20 protein-coding genes are annotated in these 24,407 nt (G+C 41.8%); 7 read left to right on the forward strand and 13 right to left on the reverse strand.

Annotated features, from left to right (window positions below; genetic code table 11):
- Positions 1-175: 175 nt before the first annotated feature.
- From ilvA to ACOQO5_RS11365, 12 genes are all read right to left on the reverse strand, one after another.
- A complete protein-coding gene (gene ilvA / locus ACOQO5_RS11310) occupies positions 176-1,435 on the reverse strand; it encodes a threonine ammonia-lyase IlvA (RefSeq protein ID WP_420581803.1) in 1,260 nt (419 codons plus the stop codon).
- A gap of 11 nt (positions 1,436-1,446) precedes the next feature.
- On the reverse strand, positions 1,447-2,772 hold the full coding sequence (locus ACOQO5_RS11315; RefSeq protein WP_420581804.1) for a pyridoxal phosphate-dependent aminotransferase: 1,326 nt from the start codon (positions 2,770-2,772) through the stop codon (positions 1,447-1,449).
- Between the two features lie 80 nt (positions 2,773-2,852).
- Entirely contained in the window at positions 2,853-3,413 is a 561-nt protein-coding gene (gene ilvN / locus ACOQO5_RS11320; protein ID WP_420581805.1) for an acetolactate synthase small subunit, read from the reverse strand.
- A gap of 5 nt (positions 3,414-3,418) precedes the next feature.
- Complete coding sequence (gene ilvB / locus ACOQO5_RS11325) at positions 3,419-5,158, reverse strand: biosynthetic-type acetolactate synthase large subunit (RefSeq protein WP_420581806.1); 1,740 nt, start codon at positions 5,156-5,158, stop codon at positions 3,419-3,421.
- Between the two features lie 78 nt (positions 5,159-5,236).
- Positions 5,237-6,907 (reverse strand): dihydroxy-acid dehydratase, encoded by a 1,671-nt coding sequence (gene ilvD, locus ACOQO5_RS11330; protein ID WP_420581807.1) that lies wholly within the window; start codon positions 6,905-6,907, stop codon positions 5,237-5,239.
- Positions 6,908-7,017: 110 nt separating this feature from the next.
- Positions 7,018-7,908 carry a branched-chain amino acid transaminase gene (locus ACOQO5_RS11335; RefSeq protein WP_420581808.1) on the reverse strand — a complete coding sequence of 297 codons (891 nt, stop codon included), beginning with the start codon at positions 7,906-7,908 and terminating at the stop codon, positions 7,018-7,020.
- A gap of 404 nt (positions 7,909-8,312) precedes the next feature.
- Entirely contained in the window at positions 8,313-9,395 is a 1,083-nt protein-coding gene (gene leuB / locus ACOQO5_RS11340) for a 3-isopropylmalate dehydrogenase (protein WP_420581809.1), read from the reverse strand.
- On the reverse strand, positions 9,385-10,923 hold the full coding sequence (locus tag ACOQO5_RS11345) for an alpha-isopropylmalate synthase regulatory domain-containing protein (RefSeq protein ID WP_420581810.1): 1,539 nt from the start codon (positions 10,921-10,923) through the stop codon (positions 9,385-9,387). The genes leuB and ACOQO5_RS11345 overlap by 11 nt, the downstream gene beginning before the upstream one ends.
- A complete protein-coding gene (leuD, locus tag ACOQO5_RS11350; RefSeq protein WP_420581811.1) occupies positions 10,923-11,516 on the reverse strand; it encodes a 3-isopropylmalate dehydratase small subunit in 594 nt (197 codons plus the stop codon). The genes ACOQO5_RS11345 and leuD overlap by 1 nt, the downstream gene beginning before the upstream one ends.
- Before the next feature lie 4 nt (positions 11,517-11,520).
- A complete protein-coding gene (leuC, locus tag ACOQO5_RS11355; protein WP_420581812.1) occupies positions 11,521-12,927 on the reverse strand; it encodes a 3-isopropylmalate dehydratase large subunit in 1,407 nt (468 codons plus the stop codon).
- Between the two features lie 117 nt (positions 12,928-13,044).
- Positions 13,045-13,215: a hypothetical protein gene (locus ACOQO5_RS11360; protein ID WP_420581813.1), complete on the reverse strand. Its 171-nt coding sequence runs from the start codon at positions 13,213-13,215 to the stop codon at positions 13,045-13,047.
- Positions 13,216-13,218: 3 nt separating this feature from the next.
- Entirely contained in the window at positions 13,219-14,385 is a 1,167-nt protein-coding gene (locus ACOQO5_RS11365) for a 2-isopropylmalate synthase (RefSeq protein ID WP_420581814.1), read from the reverse strand.
- Positions 14,386-14,527: 142 nt separating this feature from the next.
- Here ACOQO5_RS11365 and ACOQO5_RS11370 point away from each other — a divergent pair, with 142 nt between their 5' ends.
- The 7 genes from ACOQO5_RS11370 to ACOQO5_RS11400 all read left to right on the forward strand — a co-directional run bounded on the left by ACOQO5_RS11370 (position 14,528) and on the right by ACOQO5_RS11400 (position 22,984).
- On the forward strand, positions 14,528-16,075 hold the full coding sequence (locus tag ACOQO5_RS11370; RefSeq protein ID WP_420581815.1) for a hypothetical protein: 1,548 nt from the start codon (positions 14,528-14,530) through the stop codon (positions 16,073-16,075).
- Positions 16,076-16,331: 256 nt separating this feature from the next.
- Positions 16,332-17,510 carry an acetyl-CoA C-acyltransferase gene (locus tag ACOQO5_RS11375; RefSeq protein ID WP_420581816.1) on the forward strand — a complete coding sequence of 393 codons (1,179 nt, stop codon included), beginning with the start codon at positions 16,332-16,334 and terminating at the stop codon, positions 17,508-17,510.
- A gap of 170 nt (positions 17,511-17,680) precedes the next feature.
- A complete protein-coding gene (locus tag ACOQO5_RS11380; protein ID WP_420581817.1) occupies positions 17,681-18,991 on the forward strand; it encodes a toxin-antitoxin system YwqK family antitoxin in 1,311 nt (436 codons plus the stop codon).
- 212 nt (positions 18,992-19,203) lie between these two features.
- Positions 19,204-20,148 (forward strand): phosphoribosylaminoimidazolesuccinocarboxamide synthase, encoded by a 945-nt coding sequence (locus tag ACOQO5_RS11385; RefSeq protein WP_420581818.1) that lies wholly within the window; start codon positions 19,204-19,206, stop codon positions 20,146-20,148.
- Positions 20,149-20,166: 18 nt separating this feature from the next.
- Positions 20,167-20,544, forward strand: a complete 378-nt coding sequence (locus ACOQO5_RS11390; RefSeq protein ID WP_420581819.1) for an STAS domain-containing protein — start codon at positions 20,167-20,169, stop codon at positions 20,542-20,544.
- A 42-nt stretch (positions 20,545-20,586) separates the two neighbouring features.
- Positions 20,587-21,501 (forward strand): ribonuclease Z, encoded by a 915-nt coding sequence (locus ACOQO5_RS11395; RefSeq protein WP_420581820.1) that lies wholly within the window; start codon positions 20,587-20,589, stop codon positions 21,499-21,501.
- A 667-nt stretch (positions 21,502-22,168) separates the two neighbouring features.
- Entirely contained in the window at positions 22,169-22,984 is an 816-nt protein-coding gene (locus ACOQO5_RS11400) for a queuosine precursor transporter (RefSeq protein WP_420581821.1), read from the forward strand.
- A 128-nt stretch (positions 22,985-23,112) separates the two neighbouring features.
- Here ACOQO5_RS11400 and ACOQO5_RS11405 read toward each other — a convergent pair whose 3' ends face one another.
- Complete coding sequence (locus ACOQO5_RS11405; RefSeq protein ID WP_420581822.1) at positions 23,113-24,204, reverse strand: o-succinylbenzoate synthase; 1,092 nt, start codon at positions 24,202-24,204, stop codon at positions 23,113-23,115.
- Positions 24,205-24,407: the final 203 nt, after the last annotated feature.

The raw sequence follows: 24,407 nt of genomic DNA on the forward strand, positions 1-24,407 counted from the left end.
AGATATTAGTCATTAGACTTGGGTCTTTATTTATTTAAGTTTTGAACTTTCGCTTATTACGAACTAAGCTCCGGTTCAATATTTCTATTCTTCACTTTACATTCTACTCTGAGATTTCTCCCTCCGGTCGAAATGACAATCAAAAATTATTTTATTAATCACTTTTCATTATTCATTAAACCAAATACTGCATCAAATCCGGCTTTTCATTCAGGTATTCGAACACGAAGCTTTTAGCTTCTAATTTTTCGAACAGCTCCTGAAGGCTATCTTTGTTTTGCAGCTCAATCCCGATCAATGCTGGACCTTTTTCTCTACTGTTCTTTTTCGAATATTCAAAATGAACGATGTCATCCTTAGGTCCAAGCACCTCTGTGAGAAACTCGCGCAGGGCACCTGCCCTTTGCGGAAAACGCACAATAAAGTAATGCTTGATCCCTTCGTGGAGCAATGACCGCTCTTTGATTTCTTCTGTTCGGGTAATGTCGTTGTTGCTGCCGCTGATCACACAAACGACATTTTTGCCTTTGATCTGCTCGGCATAAAAGTCCAAGGCTGCCAGGCTCAGAGCCCCAGCCGGCTCCACCACGATTGCTTCTTGGTTGTACAACTGTAAGATCATAGAGCACACTTTGCCTTCAGGAACCAATACAATATCATCGAGACCTTCCTTGCAAATCTCCAGTGCTTTGGCTCCGACTTGCTTCACCGCCGCACCGTCGATAAAAGTGTCAATCTTTGGCAAGATGATGTTAGTATCTGCGGCGATCGACTCTTTCATGGCTGGAGCACCAGCAGGTTCTACGCCAATGATCTTGGTATTGGGCGATAGTGCCTTGAGCGTGGTGATGGCTCCGGAAGCTAAGCCCCCTCCCCCTACTGGCACGAATAAATAGTCGATTGGGCCGTCGGCGTCTTCCAATATCTCCAGTGCTACTGTCCCCTGCCCTTCGATCACTTTCTCATCGTCGAATGGATGCACGAACGTAGCCTGATGCTGCTCGCAATAGTCCATGGCCTGATTGTAGGCATCGTCGTAAGTGTCGCCGATCAGTACTACTTCGATCATGTCTTTGCCAAACATACGGACTTGCCCGATTTTCTGTTTAGGTGTTACACTCGGCATAAAAATAATGCCTTTAATCCCTAGCTTCTGACAAGAATAAGCCACGCCTTGAGCATGATTGCCGGCGCTGGCGCAGACGATGCCGTTGGCTCGCTCGTTTTCACCAAGGCTAGAGATTTTATTATAAGCGCCACGGATTTTGTAGGATCTCACAACCTGCAGGTCTTCTCTTTTGAAAGAGACTTGCGCTCCGTATCGCTCTGAAAAATTGAGATTTTTCATTAGTGGTGTACGTGCTACCACGTTGTTGAGCTTGACCTTTGCCGCCTGCACCCCTTCGTATGTCGCTATATCTGCTACTACTCCCATCCTTTGGCGATTTAAACCGCTACTTCTTCATTCACATCTGAGGTGCAAAATTCATTTATGGCGTCAGCGATTTTGCTGAACGTCTCATGCAATACTTCTTTATTTTCTTCTAATAGCGTAATTCTAAATCCTCTCAACTCAGACTGAAAAGACGATAGGGGCACCACGCACACGCCTTTGGCGGCAAGCAAATAATACACAAATCGTTTGTCTGGCTCACCGATACGCTCCACCCACGACTTAGCTAAATTATTTACCTCCTCGTTCTTAATCTGCAACGACTGATTGTTGTTCAACACGCCATCTTTGAAAACGATGGTGTTGTAAAACGCACCGTTGGTCCTATTGAACGTGACATAGGGTAGGTCTTTCAAATACTGTGAAATGATCTCACTCCTTTCGGAAATTTCTTGTCGCCGATGTGCCAAATATTCTTGATAGTTCGGGTGTTCCTGAATGAGTGGCAAGGCTTTTTGCGGCAAAGTAGTAGAGCAAACCTCCACCATCTTTGCATTTTCCAGTGTCTCGCAGTATTTATTGAATTCTTCGTCAGCATCGCGGTTGTAAAATTCCATCCAACCACATCGGCTACCAGGCCAAGGACAATCCTTAGAGATGCCTTTGAGCGCAATACCAGGCACGTCCCCTAAGACTTCGGCCAAAGCCTTGGTTTCTGTATTGTTGTAGATGATATTCGTATATATTTCATCACTAGCGATGAAAAGATTGAACTCCTTTGCTATCTCCACAATCTTGACCAAGTACTCCTCGGGATAAACCATACCCGTAGGGTTGTCTGGATTAATGATGAGAATCCCGACGATATTGGGATTGTACTTCACCTTTAGACGCAAGTCGTCTAAATCCGGATACCAATTGTTTTCTGGATCCAAATTGTACGTCAATGGTTCTTTGTTTGAATGTGCGGCTTCTAGTGCCGAGTGGGTAGAATACGCAGGCGATGGACCTATCACCCTCGAATAGGGATTCAAAAATTGGTATAGTTTACCAATTGCATCTCCCAAGCCATTGAAAAACAGAACATCGTCAGCCGTGATTTGCACGCCTCTCTTTTTGTTGTTCTTCTCTGCGAGATATTGTCTGGTCTCCAACACACCTTTTGAATGACAATACCCGTAAGTTGAGTTTTCATTGACCAATTCGGTCAATATCTCTTTGATCCAGGCAGGTACTACGGCATGCTTGAGTATAGGGTCTCCTATATTTTCCCAATAGATCCGCTGACCGAGCGTTTGCAGGGCTTCCGCTTTTTTGACTATGTCTCTGATTTCATAGTCAAGCTGGCTTGATCCTTCATGTAGTAGTACTTGGCGCATTTTACAATAGTATTTAGTACTGAGTATTGAGTAGTGAGATCAATTCGTCTCAATACTCAATACTAGTATCTCATGTCTAATTAGTAGTCTTTAATACTCAATAAATTCGACTTGGTCTCCTCCAGTTCTTTGATGTAAGCTTCTGTCTTTCGCTTGGACTTGGAAATGGCCACTCGACCTGAACGTACAAATTCCAACAAGCCTAATGGCTCAAGTTTTTTGTATAGATCATGTGTCTCTTCTATGTGGCCGGTCTTCTCAATCACGATGTGATCTTCTTCGATCACCAAGATTCTGGCGCCGTTGTTTCGAACCAATGTCTCAATTTTATTTCCATTGAGGAATATCTCAGTTGGCACCTTATACAAAGCAATTTCCTGATAGAATATTTCGTCTTCTTCATAGACAAATGCACCTAAGACCTCGATGAGTTTTCTGAATTGCTTACAACAATTGTCAGCACTGTCTCGAGTTGTTGTGATCACAATAGTAAACCTACTGATTCCAGCCACTTCAGTAGTCGAAACATTCAGAGAATCAATATTGATTTTTCTTCTGTTTAAGATAACAGTGAGATGATTGAGTAAACCCGCTCTATCCTCGGTCAAGACCGATATGGTATATTGTTTTTCTTGTTCCATTTGTTCTATTGTTCCAATTTCACTTCTGATACAGACGCCCCGGTTTGAACCATTGGGAATACATTCCCTTCCATTTCCACACACACTTCAAGCAAATAGGGTCCTTCGTGCTCCAAGAATACATCCAGTGCCACTGCCAATTCATCTCTATCGGTCACTTTGTTGCACGGAATGCCATAGCCCTTTGAGATCAATTGAAAATCTGGGTTGATCATCTCAGTATGTGCGTATCGTTTGTCAAAAAACATTTCTTGCCATTGACGAACCATGCCCAAAAATTGGTTGTTCAGAATCAACACTTTCACGCCGATATTGCTTTGAAATATAGTACCGAGCTCCTGGATGGTCATTTGAAAACCACCGTCGCCGATAACTGCAATTACTTGCTTCTCAGGACGAGCTACTTTCGCTCCCATTGCCGCTGGCAAGGAGAATCCCATCGTACCCAAACCTCCAGAGGTTACATTACACCTGGTATCGTCGAATGCGTAGTATCTACTGGCAATCATCTGGTGCTGCCCTACATCGGTCACTATTATCGCCTTGCCTTCTGTTTGATCAGAAATCATTTTGATCACTTCAGCCATTTTGATCTCATCTTTTTCAGAATGAAGATCTAGCTTTCCAACTTTTTCAAATTCTTTGGCATCACATTCTGCAAATTCTTGCAACCAGTCTTTATGTGTATTGGTTTCAATTTCTTTTTCTAATTGAATCAACGCTGCTTTGGCATCGCTTACGATAGCCACATCTGTCTTCACGTTTTTATCAACCTCCGCAGGGTCAATTTCGATATGTACGATTTTGGCCTGCTTCGCATACCGACTCAAGTCACCGGTTACACGATCATCAAATCGCATTCCAACGGCTATGATTACATCTGCTTCATTGGTTTTCACATTAGGACCATAGTTGCCATGCATACCCAACATTCCCACATAAAGTGGATGTTTGTCAGGGACGGCAGACAGCCCTAGCAACGTAGATGCCATTGGAATCTCAGCCTTTTCGGCGAAAGCCAATAACTCGCTTTGTGCTTGAGAAATCAACACACCATGTCCAACAAGCATTAAAGGCTTTCTAGCCTGATTGATCAATGCCGCTGCTTCAGTCACCTTAGATTTTTCCAAAATTGGAAATGGATGGTAACTTCTGATTTTTGTGCATTTTTCATAAACTGGAAAATCAAATTCCGTTACCTGTGCATCTTTAGTAATATCAATCAAAACCGGTCCAGGTCGGCCAGTGTTTGCTATATAAAATGCCTTGGCTATCGCCTGTGGGATTTCTTCCGCTTTAGTTACCTGAAAGTTCCACTTAGTCACTGGCATAGAAATACCAATCACGTCAGTTTCCTGAAAAGCATCTGTGCCGAGCAGGTGGGAGAACACCTGACCTGTGATCGCTACCATAGGTGTAGAATCAATCTGTGCATCTGCGATACCTGTGATCAAATTGGTGGCACCAGGACCAGAAGTAGCCATGCAGACACCTGTTTTCCCATTGACTCTGGCGAATCCTTGTGCCGCATGTGCAGCTCCCTGCTCATGACGAACCAAAATATGATTGAGCCGATCTGCGTACTTATATAATTCATCATAGACTGGCATAATTGCTCCTCCTGGGTAGCCAAAAAGTGTCTCCACTCCTTCGGCCAGCAAGCACTCAAGCAATGCCTGAGACCCTGTCAATCTTTTCGTACCTTGTTTTGGTTTTTCTTCCAATTCTAGTGTCGATGTGTTCATTTTGATAGATTCAAGATTCTAGAATCAAGAATCAAGACCTTCTTTTGCCTTGGTTCTTGCGTCTTGGTTCATTTTAGGTTATTCGTCAGTTACACAACCTTCAGAGGCTGATGCTACTTGATTGATATATTTTCTTAAAATTCCTTTGTCAGCTTTGTATGCAGGCTGCTTCCATTCTGCTTTTCTCTTGGCCATTTCTTCATCAGAAATTTTCAAATTCATTTCGTTTTTCACCGCATCGATACTGATGATGTCACCATCCTTTACCAAAGCTAGTGGGCCTCCTTCTTGAGACTCTGGTGTGACGTGACCGACCACAAATCCGTGAGATCCTCCAGAGAATCTGCCGTCTGTGATCAATGCTACATCCTTGCCTAACCCTGCACCCATAACGGCACTAGTAGGTTTCAACATCTCCGGCATTCCTGGAGCGCCCTTTGGCCCTGACTGTCTAATAACGATCACCTCACCTTTCTTCACCTCTTTGCCGATACCTTCGATAGCCTCAAACTCATCATCATAACATCTAGCTGGGCCTTCGAAGTACTCTCCTTCTTTACCTGTGATTTTAGCTACTGACCCTTCAGGCGCAAGATTTCCGTAAAGAATCTGCAAGTGACCAGAAGGTTTGATTGGGTCAGAGAAAGAATGGATGATTTTTTGTCCTTCTTTCAAAGAAGGCCCTTCTTCTATATTTTCTGCCAAGGTCTTACCAGTTACAGTCATACAGTCGCCATGCAGGTAGCCTTCGTGAAGCAAAGCTTTCATCACAGCTGGCACTCCACCGATAAAGTGAAGATCTTCCATCAAATACTTTCCGCTTGGTTTTAAGTCAGCGATGAAAGGTGTGCTATCTGATATTCTTTGAAAATCGTCGAGACCAATAGGTACATTCACTGATTTCGCCATAGCGATCAAGTGCAAAACTGCATTGGTAGAACCACCCAAGATCATGATGATACGGATGGCATTTTCGAATGCTTCCTTGGTCATGATATCTCTAGGTCGCAGGTCTTGTTCCAACAAGTGTCTTACCGCTTGCCCTACTCTATGTGTTTCTCTTTTCTTGTCTTCACTTTCTGCCGGATTCGAAGAAGACGAAGGTAAACTCATTCCCATGGCTTCGATGGCAGATGACATCGTATTGGCGGTGTACATCCCTCCACAAGCCCCAGGGCCTGGGATAGAATTTTTGATGATTCCGCTATAATCCTCCTCTGAGATATTGTTGGCTAGTTTTTGGCCATAAGCCTCAAAAGCCGAAACGATATTAAGATCTTCGCCTTTCCACTTGCCTGGCTTCACAGTACCTCCATAAACCATCAATCCTGGTCTGTTTAATCGACCCAAGGCCATAATGGAACCTGGCATATTTTTATCACAACCTACTACAGGCACTACCGCATCATAAAACTGAGCATTGACAACCGTCTCGATAGAATCGGCAATAATATCTCTCGAGATCAAAGAGTACTTCATCCCTGTGGTACCATTCGAAATTCCATCACTCACACCGATCGTATGAAAGATCAGTCCGACAAGATCAGCTTCACGCACACCTTTCTTCACTTGGTGTGAAAGGATATTAAGGTGCATGTTACACGGGTTTCCTTCGAACCCTGTACTTACAATCCCCACTTGCGCTTTTTTCATATCTTCCTCGGTCAAACCGGTGGCATACAATTGCGCCTGTGAAGCTGGCTGCGATGGGTCTTGTGTGATCGTTTTGCTGTATTTATTTAAACTCATGTTATTCGGATGCTAGACACAAGAGACAAGAGTCAAGACTATTATCTTATTGGTCCTCGTTTATACTATATTAATTTCTTGGTTCTATTTTTTTAGATTTCTTGCTCTGACTAAACCAAAGTGAATTCACTTAGCTCTTCGTTGCTCACTCGCTGACGATACATCAGAAACAGATCATACGCCACGGTCTCTTTCCAGTTCTTGGTGAACTCCATGTCGTCGATCGACGCGATACTTGCCACTTCAGTCGCCGTACCAGTAAAGAAGGCCACTTCAGCGCCTTTCATTTCCTCTGGCTTGAATAACTTCTCGACCACAGGATAGCCCAATTCCATCGCATACTCGATGATGGTCGCTCTGGTGATGCCTGGCAAGATATTTCCTAACGGGGGCGTGTAGATCACATCGTCCTTCACAAAGAAGAAATTCTGACCAGAACCCTCCGCTACGTACCCTTCAGAGTCTAGCAACAGCGCTTCGTCGTATCCATTTCGTTTGGCTTCGTTCGACGCCATGATCGAGTTGGTATAGTTGCCCGTTACTTTAGCGTCTACAGGAATCGACTTAGGATTGGGTCTTTCGACAGATGAAATCATCACTTTCAATGCTTCATCACCTAAATATGGCGGCCATTCCCAAGCGGCCATCATCACATGTACTTCACCACAAGAGAGTAGTTTCATGTTGGCACCGAGATAAACCATCGGACGGATGTAAGCATTGCTCAATCCATTTCTATCCAATAACTCATAAGAGACTTTGACTAATTCATCGACGGACTGGCTGATTTTGATACCCATCTTCTCAGCTGAGTATTTTAGTCTTTCGAAATGTTCCTTGGCCTTAAAAACACTTGGCCCAGCTGCTCCAGCATAAGAACGTATCCCTTCGAAGACGCCGTTGCCATAGTGCATGGTTTGGCTAAACAAGTCAACTTTTGCTTCAGATGCTCTTACCCACTGTCCGTCTAGGAAAAGGATCGAATTTTCGTTGTAATACATAGTCTGTCTCTTTAGTTAAAAATTTTACTCCTGACTTTCGTCCATAAAAAAAGCCTTTCTCGATGGAGAAAGGCTTTTAGAATCTTCTATTCTTATATACCTCTCTCACGTATTACCAATAATGGTAATAATCACGATGGCTAATACGGTGACAATTGTCGTTATCATTTTTTGGGTCAACATTTGGGTATAAAAAAAGCGCCATCCTGTTGGGAATGACGCTTCTGTATATCGTTTTATACTATTGCATATCATTCCCGACCTGAGGTGACTGTGACCTCGGTAATAATCGCTAATGCTATGACAATAATGTTCTTCATCTTTGTTGTTCTTTCGAATTCCAAAGGTAGAACATAAATTTTTTAACGTCCTAGCATTTTAGGCAATTTTTAATACTATTTTATCTAACCTTCTAATACTGTGCTATTTGCACGGATCAGTTCGGCTATTTTATCTCCTACCTCTGTAGTAGATTTTGCATTTTCTTTATTTAAGTCCTCGGTGAGATAATCCTCATCGATCACTTGATTCACAGCATTTTTGATCGCTTCTGCTTCCTTCATCAAGTCCAAAGACTCTAACAACATCGCTGCAGAAAGGATGGTAGCAATCGGGTTGGCTATGTTTTTACCAGCGGCTTGTGGATAAGATCCATGAATAGGTTCAAACACGGAAGTATGTATACCTACCGAAGCAGAAGGTAACAGCCCCATAGATCCTGTGATCACACTGGCCTCATCAGATAAAATGTCACCGAACATATTTTCAGTCACCATCACATCGAATTTTTTCGGCCATTGGATCAGCTGCATGGCTGCGTTGTCAACAAACATGTATTCCGTTTGGATGTCGCTATGCTCTTTTTCCATGCCTTGGGCTACTTCTCTCCAAAGTCTAGAAGTTCCCAATACATTCGCCTTGTCTACTACTGTCAAATGCTTCCTTCTTTTGGCTGCGTACTCATAGGCCAATTCCAGGATTCTTTCTACTTCTTCTTTTTTGTACACACAAGTATCGAAAGCAGTGTTACCGTCTTCAGATCTACCTCTAGGCTCACCGAAATAGATACCGCCAGTCAACTCACGAATCACGACGAAGTCAGAACCCTCTACGATCTCTTCTTTCAAAGGTGACTTGTAGTTCAACTTAGGAAAAGTAACTACTGGACGGATATTGGCATACAAGCCCAGTCTCTTTCTCATTTTCAATAGACCCTGTTCAGGACGAACTTTCGCTGATGGGTCGTTGTCGTACTTTGGATCTCCAATAGCTCCGAAAAGTACGGCGTCAGACTCCATACATAGGTTGTGCGTAGCTTCTGGATATGGATCACCTACTGCATCTATAGCTGAGGCTCCAACTTCAGCAAATTGAAAGTCAAACTCGTGACCGAAAATTTCGCCCACTGATTTTATGGCCTTGATGGCCTGCTCTACGATTTCTGGTCCGATACCGTCTCCAGACAGGGTAGCTATTTTATACTGCATATTCTTTTACTTCTTTACTTTCTACTATGTTCAACATTCGTGTGGTCGCCTTAATTGCTGCCACGGTTTGGTCAGGGTCTAGCCCTTTGGTTTTTAATATTTTTCCATTCCAATTCCATGAAATGGTCGTCATGACTAATGCATCCGTATTGCCGCCAGGTGGTATTCTTACTTCGTAGTCCACCAGCTTTGGAAAGGTTCTTCCTACTGTTGCGTAAATCTTCAGAAGTGCATTCATAAAGGCATCATACTGACCATCGCCCGGTGCAGTTTCTTCTTGTACGATACCATCCAGACTCACAGAAATAGTCGCCGAAGGCTTCAGTCCTTTTGCTACTGACAAGGAGTAATTCAAGATTTCAACCGTAGGATCGGAAACTGAATTGCCTAATACATCATTGACAATGAAGGGCAAGTCTTCTTGAGTAATCGTTTCCTTCTTATCTCCCAATTCAATGATTCGCTCAGTTACTTTTTTCGTCTCTTCGGATGACAGTTGAATGCCTAAAGCTTCTAGATTTTTGAGAATATTGGCCTTCCCTGAGAGCTTGCCGAGCGCATAAGTATAAGAGCGTCCGAATCGTGAAGGCTCCAATGCGGTCTGATACAAGTTGTCTTTGCTGTCACCATCAGCATGTACACCCGAAGTTTGTGTAAACACAAACTCACCGATCAACGGCTTGTTGGCCGGAATACGTACGCCAGAAAAAGCTTCTACTACTTTGCTCACCTTGTACAACTTGGTCTCGTCCAGATTGACCTCCAGATTGAGGTGGTCCTTCATGATCCCCACTACACTCGACAGCGGCACATTGCCCGCTCTTTCGCCTAATCCATTCAAAGTGGTATGTATTCCTTTCATCCCTGCTTGCAACGCCTCAAATACGTTGGCGACAGACAGATCGTAGTCGTTGTGGGCATGGAAGTCGAAGTGCACGTCGGGGAATCGCTTCACCATGTCTGTGCAGTACTTGCTTACGTCTTCGTGATTCAACACACCCAAAGTATCTGGAAGCATGATTCGTTTTACACTAGTTTTCTGAAGTCCTTCTACCATTTGGTAGACATACTCCGGAGAATCCATCATGCCATTAGACCAATCTTCTAAATATACATTGATGTCTATACCCAACTTATCAGCGTAGGTAATAGTCTCAGCGATATCAGCCAAATGCTCTTCTGGTGTTTTTCTCAATTGAGCCGTACAATGTTTCAATGAACCTTTAGTTAGTAAGTTCATCACTTGCCCATTAGCTTCTTTGATCCAATCCAGCGACTTGCCACCGTCTACAAAAACCGAGTATTTCGATTTTGTGACCATGACCGTTTTTTGATTGGCCCAATCGAGTATATTTTGCGCCCCGCGATATTCTCCATCCGACACACGAGCAGAAGCAATCTCCAAACGATCCACACCCAGCTCATCTATGATGAGTTGGGCGAGGGTAAGCTTTTCACTTTCTGTGAAAGCTACGCCAGAGGTTTGTTCTCCGTCCCGTAGGGTCGTATCTAGGATTTCTACTTTCATTAAGCTCTCGCTTCTTCGAAGGCTTCAATTTTATCTTTTAGCGATATCAAATAGTCGATATCATCATATCCGTTTTGCAGGCATTCTTTCTTGTAAGGGCTAATTTCGAATGACGTTGAATCCCCTGAAGAAGCAATCGTGAATGTCTGTGCATCCAAATCCACATCGAACTTGGCGTTTGGATCTGCTGCTATCGCAGCAAATACTTTATCAGCGAACTCAGCCGAAACCTGTACCGGCAGCACGCCATTATTCAAACAGTTGTTTCTAAAAATATCTGCGAAGAAACTAGATACTACTACCTTGAATCCATAATCGTGAACGGCCCAAGCTGCATGCTCACGGCTAGATCCACAACCGAAATTTTTACCTGCTACCAAAATGGTACCTGAGTATTTTTTATCATTCAATGGAAATTCAGGAATTTCATTTCCTTCTCCATCGTATCTCCAATCACGGAATAAGTTTTCTCCAAAGCCTTCTCTTGTTGTTGCCTTCAAGAATCTTGCAGGGATAATTTGATCTGTATCTACATTTTCGGTAGCTACTGGAACTGCCGATGAGTTTATTTTTACGAATTTTTCAATAGCCATTTGATTAAGCGTTTACAGGTTCACGAGGATCTACAATTTTTCCAGCAACGGCCACAGCAGCAGCAGTCAATGGACTAGCCAAAAGGGTACGAGAGCCTGGCCCTTGTCTTCCTTCGAAGTTTCTATTGGAAGTAGAAACTGCGTATTTTCCTTTTGGCACTTTGTCGTCGTTCATAGCCAAACAAGCCGAACAACCAGGTTGTCTCAATTTGAAACCTGCTTCTTCCAGCACTTCTACCAAGCCTTCCTCCTGCGCTTGCTTTTCTACTTGCTTCGATCCTGGTACAATCCATGCCGTAATGTTCTCCGCTTTTTGCTTGCCTTTAACATAACTCGCAACTTCACGCAAATCTTCGATACGACCATTGGTACAGCTACCTACGAACACGTAATCGATGGACTTGCCAACCAAAACATCTCCATCAGAGAACCCCATATAGTTCATTGACTTTTGGAAAGACTCTTGCTCAGATTTTTCAATTTCCGACAAAGCTGGGATAGACGACTTAATCTTTGTTCCCATACCTGGGTTCGTACCATAAGTGATCATTGGCTCTATGTCCGCTGCATCGAATTCCAATTCTTTGTCGAACACCGCTCCATCGTCTGTTTTCAACTTCTTCCACTCTTCAACGGCCTTGTCGAATTCAGCTCCTTTAGGTGCGTTTTCTCTTCCTTTCACATATTCAAAAGTAGTTTCGTCAGGCGCGATCAATCCGCCTCTGGCACCCATTTCGATACTCATGTTGCACACGGTCATTCTACCTTCCATCGTTAGGTTTTCGAATGCTGAACCAGCATATTCAATAAAGTATCCAGTTCCGCCACCAGCTGTCACTTTAGAGATGATGTAAAGCACCAAATCTTTAGCGGTTACTCCTTCTCCAAGCTCGCCGTTTACTGTGATTCTCATTTTTTTAGGTTTAGGCTGCATGATGCATTGCGAAGCCAATACCATTTCTACCTCACTCGTACCAATACCAAAAGCAATGGCACCAAAAGCGCCGTGTGTAGATGTGTGGCTATCGCCACAAACGATAGTCATGCCTGGCTGAGTCAGGCCCAACTGTGGCCCAACTACATGGACCACACCTTGATAAGGGTGATTCAATCCGTACAATGACACGCCGTGCTTTTCACAGTTTTCAGTCAATTTGTCTACTTGAAATTTTGACAAGGCATCCTGAATCGGCAAGTGTTGATTTTCTGTTGGTACGTTATGGTCCGGTGTAGCGAATGTTTGGTTTGGTCTGAAAACCGGCACTCCTCTTTTCTCAATGCCTGCAAAAGCTTGTGGACTGGTCACTTCATGAATCAAGTGACAATCAATATATATGGCGCTAGGCCCTCCCTCGATCTCGCTCACTACATGAGCATCCCAGATCTTATCAAATAATGTTTTTGCTTCCACGTTTAATTTAAATCTCTAATTAATTACCTATTAAAAAAGCCATTTCGATATCCGATGTTTCGAAATCCCGATTGCTATCGGGATCAGGATCAGGATCGGAATGACGTCTACCCTATTTTATTCGTAGCCGAAGGCATACAAAAAACTTTCATTGGTACCTCTACAATGAGAAGAAGCCAGAAAGACTCTGGCATTTAATTCTTTCTTCTCCATCTCGAAATCCTCTTGCACGGCTTCCAACTGTTGATTCTCTTCTTTCGGGTTATTTTTATTGTTGTAATTATCCATGTGTTACATTTCTACATTAGTCATCAAATAATCGCTCAACATGCCTTTGAGCAATTTATCATCCACTACATCGTGCTTGTCCGCCACTTTCAAAAATTCGTCGTAGACTTTTTCCAGATCTTCTTTAGAAAGGTTCACGTTAAGTTTTTCTACTCTGTAGTTCAATGCTGCCCTACCACTTCTGGCTGTCAAAACGATAGATGATTCATCTACGCCAACTTCTGCCGGATCGATGATTTCATAATTGTCTCTATTTTTGATTACACCGTCTTGGTGGATGCCAGATGAATGGGCGAAAGCATTGCTTCCAACAATTGCCTTATTTGGCTGCACTGGCATTCTCATGGTTTCGGAGACTAATCTCGACATCGCATTCAAGCGAGTGGCGTTGATGTTCGAATCAGATTTCATCCAATTATGCTTGCGCATGATCATAACCACTTCTTCCAAAGACGTGTTGCCAGCTCTTTCGCCTATGCCGTTGATCGTACATTCGATCTGACGTGCTCCATTTTGAATTCCTGCAATAGAATTGGCTGTAGCCAAACCAAGATCATTATGACAATGTGTTGAAATCACTGCTTTCTCAATTCCTTTGACGTTTTCAATCAAGTATTTGATTTTGGCGCCATATTCTTCTGGCAGGCAATAACCTGTGGTATCTGGAATATTAACTACAGTAGCTCCTTCTGAGATGGCCGCTTCTATAACTTGAGCTAAAAATTCGTTCTCAGTTCTACCGGCATCTTCTGCGTAGAATTCTACATCATCTACGAAATTCTTAGCCCACTTCACTGCTTGCTTGCTTCGTGCAATGATGTCTTCTCGGGTGGTTTTGATCTTAGTGAATACATGCTGATCAGAAGTACCAATACCTGTATGGATTCTTGGTCGTTTCGCATACTTCAACGCTTCAGCAGCACACTCTATATCTTTTTGAACTGCACGGGTTAATCCACAAACAGTCGTATCTTTTACTAATTTTGAAATCTCTGAAACAGATTCGAAATCACCTGGGCTGGAAATTGGGAATCCAGCTTCTATGATATCTACTCCCAGGTGCTCTAATTGCTCGGCAATCAAAAGTTTGCCTTTGGTATCAAGTCTGCAGCCCGGTACTTGTTCTCCATCACGTAGTGTAGTATCGAAAATGTGTATGCGATTGTCCATAGTTCTCATTTAATTCTGAATACAAAACTAAATAGCGACAATTCGCTAAAAAATACCTATTATTCTTTTAAATACGATTTCTAAAACATGTATTTTTGCTAAAATATTTGCAATAAACTTATTTGAGTTAATTTTAATTACAATGCCTAAAGAGAGATCAGATGCTTTATTCCATTTAATCAAGTCACTCAAAAAGAGTGAAAAGCGATATTTTAAGCTCTCAATGGCTAATGGAGAAGAAAAGAAATTCTCGAAGCTATTCAACATTATAGATAATCAAAGTGAATTCGACGATGAGGGAATATTAAAAAAGGATTCAACAATTAAGCCCTCACAGCTTTCAAATATGAAAGCACATCTGTACACCAAAATCCTCAATGCCCTTAGGGACTACAACGCCAATACACTTCCTAACATCAAAATTCGAGACATGATTGATCACGCCGAGATTTTGTTCAATAAGGGACTATACAAACAATGCGCAGAAGTAATTAAAAAAGTAAAGAAGATCGCTATCAAAGGTGGCAATCTGGAGATGCAATTGGAAATATTGAAATGGGAAAAACAAGTACTATTTCATACCTCAGGCAAAGAGAATGTAACTCGCACCAATGAGATCATTGTAGACGTACAACGTGTAAACAATCGCATCAATAACATCAACTCATTCTCCAACCTACAAGTAAAATTACAATCCCTTTATCAAAAAATTGGATTCATCAGAAGCGAAACGGACTACAACAAAATTCAAAATGTATTTGCGGCTACCCTACCTGTTTTTGTTGAAGAGGAGCTTTCTAATAGTGAAAGAATCAGTCTCTACAACCTATATATCGGCTACTACTTTTTCCTTCAAGATTTTGAAAGAGGCTACCAATATGCCAACAAACTCGTGAACCTTTTTACAGAGCATAAAGCTTTAATTAATTCCATGCTCGAAGCCTATATCAACAGCCTAAACAATTTGCTGATTGCTCAAAATAAGCTATTGAAATACAGAGAGTTTCAAGCCACAACACGCGAACTCAGGGCACTGAACAACCTACCACCTGCCCAACTCAATGAGAATATTCGGATGAAGTTGTTGAAATATACCTTCGTTCATGAGTTCAATAGGTTGTTTTTGATGGGTGACTTTGAAAGAGGGGTAAAACTCATGGAGCGGATAAAGCCTGGTATGGAGCAGTTCATTAGTCAGATAGATATGCACTCAAAAGTGATTCTGTTTTACAAAACCGCTTGCCTATATTTTGGGAATGACAACTACCAAACCGCCATCTACTGGTTGAATCAAATTATAAACTCTAAGGAAGTTGACCTTAGAGAAGACATCCATGGCTTTGCCAGAATTTTGAACCTGATCGCTCACTATGAACTGGGCAACATGGAATTAATTGAATATTATGTCAGGTCGACCTATCGATTTCTACTTAAGAAAGAAGATTTACACTTATATCAAAAGTACATTCTAAACTTCTTGGTTAGACTGAAGACTAATATTACCAAAGAGGAGCTAGTCAAGCGATTCCGTACTCTTCGGAACAACCTGATACCATTAGCGAAAGACCCTTATGAGCGTCGAGCGTTTATCTATTTCGACATCATTTCCTGGCTGGAGTCTAAAATCGAAAGGCGCCCAGTTAGGAGTATCATCAAAGACAAAGCGATGCTAAGATTGAGTGAGATCTGATATTTCTCCGTAGCCCCATAGCCAGTCTTAGCGTCTCACTGAAACCAACATATCCCTTCCAACAAACAATCTTTCGTTTCATCGACCAAACACACCCTAAATTCCTATCAGTATTTTTCAAGATTTGATAATTATTCTAGCAGGTCGACTTTCTTCAGGAGAGTATTCTTATTTAGTCAAATAATGTAGCTTATTGTCCTTAGAATGCGTAGTCCTATTTATTTTTACGATTGTAAAATATTAACCCAATAAGCACATGCAAGAAGTATATATAGTATCGGCGGTAAGAACGCCCATCGGTAGTTTTGGAGGAAGCCTATCAAGCCTAACAGCTACCAAATTAGGATCAATCGCTATCACCGGCGCACTCGAAAAAGCAGGCGTAAAAGCCGAATCGGTAGACGAGGTATTTATGGGCAACGTAGTGTCTGCCGGATTAGGCCAGGCACCTGCTCGACAAGCAGCTATCGGAGCAGGCATTGGATACAATGTACCGTGTACTACCATAAATAAAGTATGCGCTTCAGGCATGAAATCTGTAATGCTAGGGGCTCAAAGCATCATGTTAGGACATGCGGATGTGATCGTAGCTGGCGGAATGGAAAGTATGTCTAATGTACCCTACTATGTACCAAAGGCAAGATATGGCCATGGATACGGACATGGGCAATTGCTCGATGGATTGATGCATGACGGCCTTTGGGAACCATATCATCAATTTCCTATGGGTAGCTGTGCAGATAATACAGCCAAAGAAATGAACATCTCTCGAGAGGCTCAGGACGAATTTGCTATCAACTCCTACAAAAAAATTGCTGATTCAGTAGCGAATGGCTTGTTTAAAAATGAGATTGTACCTGTTGAAATTCCTCAAAGAAAAGGAGATCCAGTCGTGATGTCTGAAGATGAAGAATACAAGAATGTGAAGTTTGAAAAAATCCCTTCACTCCGTCCAGTATTCAATAAAGATGGATCAGTAACTGCTGCCAATGCTTCTACTATCAATGATGGTGCTTCAGCACTCATCTTGGTGAGCAAAGCGAAAATGGAAGAATTAGGTTTGACACCTGTAGCGAAAATCAGAGGATTTGCCGATGCAGCACAAGAACCACTTTGGTTCACCACTGCTCCCGCTTTGGCTATTCCGAAAGCCATCAAGAATGCTGGCATCGAAAAATCGGACGTTGACTTTTATGAAATCAATGAGGCATTCTCTGCTGTAGCTTTAGCTAACATCAAGGAATTGGATTTGAATCCCGAGAGCGTGAATGCCTTCGGTGGTTCAGTAGCCTTGGGTCACCCACTTGGATGCTCTGGTGCTCGAATCATCACAACACTCAATTCTGTGCTGCATGAAAAAGGAGGCAACATTGGTGTGGCAGGAATTTGCAATGGTGGCGGCGGTGCTTCAGCCATTGTGATAGAAAAAGCATAATAAAATACAATATTCGACGTAAGAGACTTTAGATTTGAGGCAACTCAGGTCTAAAGTCTTTTTTTGTTTTGGTTCGTGAGCACACGTACCAGGGTGAAATTCAAATTACTTTAAGATTTCTCTCCCGATCTATATCGGGAGAAATGCAGAAAAATCAGCTTGAAAAGTTAATGAGGTATTTAATAAGTTTTTTGTTTTTGTTGGGATGTGCGAGTAACCTTTCTGCACAGGAAAAAATAAAAACTTATTATGATGATGAGAAATACTCCTTAATGGAGGAGTATTATGTGATAGAAAAAGACACCGTAGTCTTAGAAGGGCCTTACAAAAAATACAGCCCAACAGGTCAAATCATCGTAACTGGCAATTATATTGACGGTAAACGAGAAGGCGAATTCCTCAACATCTACGAAAACGGTCAAACCCAAAGAAAAACTACTTATCAGCGTGGTTTACGCCAAGGGATGACTGAGGTTTTTGACCAAAATGGAAACCTTATCCAACAAGTTCAATTCAGAAATGACTCACTGATTGGTGAGCTAGTCACTTATTTCCCGAATGGGAAAACCAAAAACACTACTTCCTTCAAAAATGGCAAACCAGATGGTTTGGTGAAAGAATATTATCCATCAGGAATTCTCAAAGAAGAAGTCAACTACAAAAACGGCAAACAACACGGACTAAACACTACCTACTACGAATCCGGCTCGCCCAAATCCAAAATAAACTACACGTTTGGCGTGATCGATGGCGTGATGATCAGTTACTATCCCAATGGGCAAATGGACACCAAGGCTACACAGTCCAATCATTCTTTGCATGGTGACTATATCAAATATTTCAGCAATGGTCAGATCAAATTACAAGGCCAATATGAAAATGGCATGCGTAACGGTGAGTTTAAGTCGTATTATGCAGACGGTAGTTTAGAAAAAAAACTCAACATCGTGGACGATAAAATGACAGGCGCCAATTTCACTTACTTCCCAGATGGAGAATTGAAAATCAAGGCCAACTACTCCAATGATGAGAAAAATTGGACCGCTGAAGAATACAATCAGTCTGGTAAATTGATAGCCATACGACAGTACAAAGACGAATTCAAATCAGGTACCTGGAAATACTTCAACTCCAAAGGAGGTTTAGTCTTAAAGGAAAACTACGAACAAGGAAAACTAGAAGGAAAACGAATCGAATATGACGAAAAAGGCAACACCACCAAGGTGGAGCCATACGAAAAAGGTAAAAAACACGGCGAAGCGACAACCTACTTCAGTAATGGCAAAAAGGCCGAAGTGATGAACTACAAGTTCAACAGACTGGATGGCGATTACATCAAATACTACAAATCGCAAGACCTCGAAATCACCGGACGCTATACACGGAATGAAAAAAACGGTGATTGGATCTACTATGACAAAAAGGGAGAGGTTCTAAAAAAGGAGACTTACAAGTTTGGGAGGTTGGTTTCTGAGAAATAATTCAATCTGCACCATGTAGCACCTGTTGCGGCATCCGTCCCCAAAACAACTGCTGTCAGTTTATACAGATCGCAGTACATATCTGCGAAGAACTGGAGAGATTGATTTCCAGGCTCTCAGTTTTTCTAAAGTTCAAAACTTTGGAAAAGTTTGATGGCAAGATTTATCACTCACTTCGAAATGACAATAGCGATTTTATTTACTTTTGCCGCATGACAAAAGGGCTAAAATCTACCAACTATCAATTCGAAGGGCAGACCAAAAAATACACCGGCAAGGTGCGTGATGTATATGAGTTTGAAAATCAACTCGTCATGGTGGCTTCGGACAGAATTTCAGCATTTGATGTAGTACTCCCAGAACCGATCCCTTACAAAGGACAGGTGCTGAATCAGATTGCTGCGCGTTTTTTAGAGGCCACCTCAGACATAGTACCCAATTGGGTGGATGCTGTTCCAGACCCCAATGTAACCGTGGGCAAAAGATGTGAACCATTTCAGGTGGAGATGGTGATTCGTGGATACCTGGCAGGACATGCCGCCAGAGAATACAATGCTGGCAAAAGGCAGCTATGTGGAGTAGAATTACCAGAAGGTCTGAAAGAAAACGACAAACTTCCTGAACCGATCATTACCCCTACTACCAAAGCTCATGAGGGCCATGATGAAGATATCTCAAGAGAGGAGATTTTAGCTCAGGGTATTGTAGACGAAAATTTATACATTCAGCTCGAGGATTACACTCGCAAACTTTTCCAGCGTGGTACGGAGATGGCAGCCGAAAGAGGATTGATTTTGGTGGACACCAAATATGAATTTGGCATGTATGAAGGAGAAATTATTTTGATTGATGAAATCCACACACCAGATTCGTCACGATATTTCTATCAGGATACTTATCAGGAATTACAAGATAAAAATGAGCCACAAAGACAACTTTCGAAGGAGTTTGTTCGTCAATGGTTAATCTCCGAAGGTTTTCAGGGCAAAGAAGGGCAAAGCGTTCCAGACATGTCAGATGAAAAAATCAAATCGATTTCTGATCGCTACATTGAGCTTTTCGAAAAGATAACAGGAGACTCATTCGACCGCGTACCAACAGAAGATATCGAAGCACGTATTCAGTCGAACATTGAAAAATCGATTAAATTACAATAAGCGTTTAAATCAATAACTATGAAGTTTACACTAGACAGACAAGAAAAATACAATACACTAAAAGTAGATGAGGAAAAATTGGACTCAACCATTTCTCCTGATCTCAAATCAGAATTTTTGACCATTCAGGGACAGGGTATCAAGAACATCATAGTTGATCTGTCAGATGTAAAGTACATCGACTCGTCTGGCTTAAGCGCAATTTTGGTAGGCAACAGAGTTTTCACCGAAGCAGAAGGTTCTTTCATCTTGTCTGGTGTTTCTGAGCATGCGATGAAATTGATCAAAATCTCTCAACTGGATGGTGTCTTAGACATTTTACCTACCGTGGAAGAAGCCGTAGATGCTGTCTTCATGAATGAGCTAGAGCAGGGATTAGGAAGCGAGGAAGACTAGGTCTTTCTCTCCTTTCCCAACCATCAACTAAACCAACGCTTATTGTCATTTACCTTACAAATACTCGGCTCCAATGCCGCCATAGCGGCGCATCATAGACATCAGACCTCTCAGGTACTTACTATGATGCAAGTACCTTTCCTAATTGACTGCGGAGAGGGTACCCAAGCCAGACTCAAGAAGTTCAAAGTCAAATCGCAGCGTATTGACCATATCTTCATAAGCCACTTGCATGGAGATCACTTTTATGGTCTGATGGGGTTGATTTCATCCTTGCATCTATATGGAAGGAAAAAGGAGCTAAACATCTACGGCCCTCCGGGATTAAAAGAAATCATTGCCATTCAACTGAAATACTCTCAGTCTTCCCTGAATTATAAGATCAATTTGACCGAATGGACACCAGGTGAAAGTGAACTATTGTTTGAAAATGTAAACCTAACTGTACACTCTTTTCCTTTAGATCACCGCATCGACTGCTCAGGCTTTCTTTTTCGAGAAAAACCAAAAAAACGAAGAATCAAAAAAGGGCTGCTAGAAAAAGATGTCTCGCCGCTCAAAATCATTGCGCTCAAAGACGGAAAAGACGTGCTGGATGATGATGGGAATGTCTTGTTGGCAAATGAAAAATACACGATGGAACCAGCCCGGTCTTGCTCTTACGCTTTTTGTTCTGATACCAAGTACACGGAAAGCATTTTGCCTTTTATCAAAGAAGTGGATTTGCTCTACCATGAAGCCACCTTTATGGAAGACATGAAAGAGCGTGCGGAAGCTACCCACCACACTACCACCAAAGAAGCAGGCGAAATCGCCAAAAAGGCTAACGTAGGGAAACTACTGATCGGCCACTTCTCCACCCGATACAAAGAGCTCGAGCCCATGCTCGAAGAAACACGCAGTGTGTTTGAACGTTCTGAGTTAGCAATTGAAGGAGAAAGTTTTAGGGTGGAGTAAGTTGGAATGAAAAACTAAAAAGATTTCTGTGGAAACTATTTACGATATATCGGATTGGGAAATATATAATATCAATCTTTTGATAATATTCGTTTTATGGATATTTGCATTTACCATAACTTTTATCATTTCATATGATTCCCAAATCGATAGAAATGTTAGAAAAACTTTTTTTTCTTGGAAAGTGCTAACCATCAACTTCCTTTTTATGGCGTTGACCCTTAGTCATATTTACAATTTTTTCTATTATCGATCTAAACTAATTAATGAAGAAGTCTATGTTATTGAGGGATCAATCTTAAAATATAGACCTCAAGGTTTTTTTTCAAAAAAAAGTGAAATTATCCAGATTGACTCTATTACCGTTTACTATAACATGAATCATATAAATCACATTGGATTCAGACAGACGCAAGGGCTCGGTAATAATCTTAAACAGGGTGACTCATTGAAGGTTTATTATGTTGATAACCACATATTAAAATTAGAAAGGAGACACACAGTAAATTGAAAATTTTACTGTTTGAGTTCGATGATAATCGGACGAGTTTTAAAATTTTCTAGCCTTTTTGTTTACTTTTTTGGCAATGAAAAAAGTAAAAGCCCGCCCGGCTAGAGGGCAATGCTGCTCAATCCTACAATGTTGTTTATCATATTTTAGATCAAAATGAACACCCCCTCCCCTGATTTCCAAAACAAAAAAACAAACCTATTCCTTGTATTGGCTGGGATCTTCATCACAAGTGCACTACTGGCAGAATTGGTTGGTGTGAAGATATTTTCCGCTGAGAAATCGATAGGTGTCAATCCAGCCCAGATCCGATTGTTTGGAGATTTTGTATTGGATTTTAATCTTACCGCCGGAGTGATCCTTTGGCCCGTGGTGTTTCTCACTACCGACATTATCAATGAGTACTTTGGGAAAGCCGGCGTGAAAAAAATCAGCTTTCTTACTGCCGGATTGATCTCTTTTGCCTTTTTGATCATCTATGTGATCACGATTTTACCTCCTGCTGACTTTTGGTTAAGTGTAAATGGTACCGACCCTGATGGCCAAACCTTCGATATCGACTATGCTTTCAAAGCGATTTTCAGGCAAGGATTGGGCATTATAGTAGGATCATTGATAGCTTTTTTGATTGGGCAATTGCTGGACGTATATGTTTTTCAAAAATTGAGAAGAATCACGGGCACCAAAATGATATGGTTGCGGGCCACGGGCTCTACGCTCATTTCTCAGCTGATCGACAGTTTTGTTGTGCTCTTTATCGCCTTTTATTTATTGGCGCCTGAAAATACACAGTGGCCTTTTGCACAGGTGATGGCAGTCGGCACAATCAATTACATTTATAAATTTAGTGTGGCAATTTTACTCACGCCAATGATCTACTTAGGCCATCATTTGATTGACAGGTATCTGGGAAAAGAAAATGCTGAACGCTTGACTGACGAGGCAGCAGCATCCAGCAAATCCTTAATATAGAATGCAAAAATTCTTCCTTAGGTGGTTGTTCTCTGTTAATAAACGAACCTTGTTGCATTAATGAATAGAAGTTCATGACATTTAAGGTGAATGTCAATTCATTTCGATCAACACCTGAAAATCAAAGATTAATTGAAATTGAGATCACCATAATCCCAACTTAATGTCTGATTGAAGACAATTTCTTCGCCTTGTATCGCCAATGGTGAATGAATATTGTTTTCGAATAACTGGCCTGTACCTAGCCCTTGATGTCCTATGTACTCATATTCATTGGTAAATTGACAAATAGCATTCAGTCCAATATTGGACTCTAGTGCCGAGGTGATCCACCACCCGATGCCCTGGGCTTCGGCGATTTCAATCCACTCGGTTGTAGCTTCAAAACCACCAACCAAAGAGGGCTTGAGAATAATGTAGTCCGGCTTGATATCCTTCAGTAATTCTGTTTTTTCACGCCTCCCAAATACACCAATCAGTTCTTCATCCAGTGCGACAGGAACTTTTGATTTTTCACAAACCAATGCCATAGCTTCTGGCTGCTTGGGCATAATAGGCTGCTCTATGGAATGCAATTCAAATTCCTCTAGTCGTTCCAACTTTTTCAATACGTCCTGCGTCACAAATGCACCATTGGCATCTACTCTGAGTGTCAGCTGATCTGCTGGATATTGGGATCGGATGTATTTGAGCAGATCACATTCGGTATCAAAATCAATGGCGCCAATTTTCAGTTTAATACAATTAAACCCCAGTTTGAGTTTCTCATCTATCTGCTGCTTCATAAATTCTTTTGCTCCCATCCATATGAGACCGTTGATCGGTATGCCTTGCTCGTTGTTGAAAAAGTCATTCTCGAAAATTTTGAATTGTCCACCATGGTATAAATCCAAGAGTGCAGTTTCCAACCCAAATCTAATAGCTGGTCTATAAACTGAAACTGTCTTTCTGACCAGTGCAAAAACATCTTCCACTGTATTTGGCATCTCCTCCAGAGCGAATTTTTCACTCAACTCTTCCAGCTCATTTTCAAAATCCACGCTGTAGTCAAAGCTCAATCGCTCAATCGTGCTTGCCTCTCCTAGTCCATAGACCTTAGGTGAATTGGAATCATACACCTTTAATATCCAAGCCTCCTTAGTTTTTAATACGCCTCGTGAGGTACCCGCATCAAATTTGAATTTCAGAACGTGCTTAGTGAATTTGAGAGTTAAGGGCATAGTGCATTTGATTTAACAAGGCTGGCTCAAAAGCCTGATGAGCCGTCAGGCTGAGGTACTCGAAGCCTTTCTGCGCAACGAAGGCAGACATTTCGAGAACCTCAATGTGACTATTCTTAGATGACTTAGGCTTTTGAGACTTCCTCTATAAAGATTGAATAAAATTAGCCATTTGCTGCACATTATGACCAGAATATCAGAAT

Source organism: Reichenbachiella sp., assembly GCF_965223055.1.
GTDB lineage: Bacteria > Bacteroidota > Bacteroidia > Cytophagales > Cyclobacteriaceae > Reichenbachiella.